Source organism: Clostridium sp. AF36-4, assembly GCF_003435975.1.
Taxonomy (GTDB): domain Bacteria; phylum Bacillota; class Clostridia; order Lachnospirales; family Lachnospiraceae; genus Eubacterium_F.
The window spans coordinates 1-1,498 of record NZ_QTVH01000064.1 but is presented as its reverse complement, the minus strand read 5'-3'; the positions used below and the strand labels follow the sequence as shown (position 1 = coordinate 1,498).

Genomic DNA, 1,498 nt, shown 5'->3' with positions numbered 1-1,498 from the left:
CTTCTTGCCCTTCGGACAAGAAGCCTCCCTCGCTCTAAAGAGCTCGGTCAATTCCGATTTGTATTTCTTTTTTCACATCTTGATTATATCAGTTCTTTTTCGCCGGCACAACTAAAGTTTTCCATTCATTTCTTGTTCTCCCTTTATTTTTTTATAAAATACAATCCAATAAGGCATATAACTATACCAATTATTTTGTTCGCCGTTATCGTTTCATGATACAGAACTGCCCCAACAATAATTAATGCAATTGCCAAAAATGCACTCTGCACAATTGATGCTGTACTTACTGCCCACCCATTTTTATATGCATAAATAAAACCGACTTCCAATCCAACAACAGATATACCAAGAAAAATTGGTGCCCAGTTTGTTTTCATATACTCTTGTAATAAATTGCCATTCTTATTCATCACAAAATACATAATAGCAGAACAAACTGCTCCTACAAGATACGTTATTGTCATAGATGCCATAACATCCATATTCTTTGGAACTCCTTTTGCACAAATCTGATAAATAATGTTTGAGAATATCACCAGTGCTATTGGCCATATCATTGACATTTTTATCACCTCCTTAAAAAAATACAGTCAAACTAAAATTAGCCTGACTGTTGGTAGGTGCTCACCCGTTGGAATCAAGTATAACAAATTATTTTTAAAACATCAAGTATAGTCCTCATTGTGTTTGTGCCAACGAACACTTAACACAAACTAATGCTACCTACCTTAGTTTCCTTTCTTGCTCTTCTTTGACAACTTTTCTGACAACTACTAAATCACAAATATATAAAGAATTTGTTTTTTATTATCCTTAAGAAACAAAAAAAGAGACCAGACTACTCTGATCTCTAGTGAGGCATCGGGGACTCGAACCCCGGACAACTTGATTAAAAGTCAAGTGCTCTACCACCTGAGCTAATGCCCCATAATGCCCAAAGCCGGAATCGAACCAGCGACACAAGGATTTTCAGTCCTCTGCTCTACCAACTGAGCTATCTGGGCTTAAATTGCGGGAGCAGGATTTGAACCTACGACCTTCGGGTTATGAGCCCGACGAGCTGCCTGACTGCTCTACCCCGCGACAATCAACTTTGATATCCTAGTCTCATTCGTAAAATATCAAATCATTACCCACCAAAAGAAATTTATCTTTTGGAATGGGCGGAGAAGGATTCGAACCTTCGAAAGCGTAGCTAACAGATTTACAGTCTGCCCCCTTTGGCCACTCGGGAATCCGCCCATAAAGCCGACGACCGGACTTGAACCGGTAACCTGCTGATTACAAATCAGCTGCTCTGCCAATTGAGCCACGTCGGCACGGATGGGGCCTACAGGGCTCGAACCTGTGACCCTCTGCTTGTAAGGCAGATGCTCTCCCAGCTGAGCTAAGACCCCATACTTTGTGAATCCCTATATGAAATTCTACGAAGCGTTTGCTTCAACGACCCAGATGGGACTCGAACCCACGACCTCCGCCGTGACAGGGCGGCGCT

Annotated in this window: 1 protein-coding gene and 6 tRNA genes; all 7 read right to left on the bottom strand. The window is 41.5% G+C overall.

Going from position 1 to position 1,498, the window contains the following annotated elements:
* Positions 1-143: 143 nt before the first annotated feature.
* Positions 144-566 (bottom strand): EamA family transporter, encoded by a 423-nt coding sequence (locus DW005_RS13585; RefSeq protein WP_117480191.1) that lies wholly within the window; start codon positions 564-566, stop codon positions 144-146.
* Between the two features lie 291 nt (positions 567-857).
* A tRNA-Lys gene (locus tag DW005_RS13580) sits at positions 858-930 on the bottom strand.
* Positions 931-934: 4 nt separating this feature from the next.
* A tRNA-Phe gene (locus DW005_RS13575) sits at positions 935-1,007 on the bottom strand.
* 5 nt (positions 1,008-1,012) lie between these two features.
* A tRNA-Met gene (locus DW005_RS13570) sits at positions 1,013-1,086 on the bottom strand.
* A gap of 77 nt (positions 1,087-1,163) precedes the next feature.
* Positions 1,164-1,245, bottom strand: a tRNA-Tyr gene (locus DW005_RS13565).
* 4 nt (positions 1,246-1,249) lie between these two features.
* A tRNA-Thr gene (locus DW005_RS13560) sits at positions 1,250-1,322 on the bottom strand.
* A 5-nt stretch (positions 1,323-1,327) separates the two neighbouring features.
* A tRNA-Val gene (locus tag DW005_RS13555) sits at positions 1,328-1,400 on the bottom strand.
* Positions 1,401-1,498 lie beyond the last annotated feature (98 nt).

Excerpts from the sequence above, each read along its gene's own strand:
- DW005_RS13585 (WP_117480191.1), bottom strand. The coding sequence starts at position 566 with ATGTCAATGATATGGCCAATAGCACTGGTGATATTCTCAAACATTATT.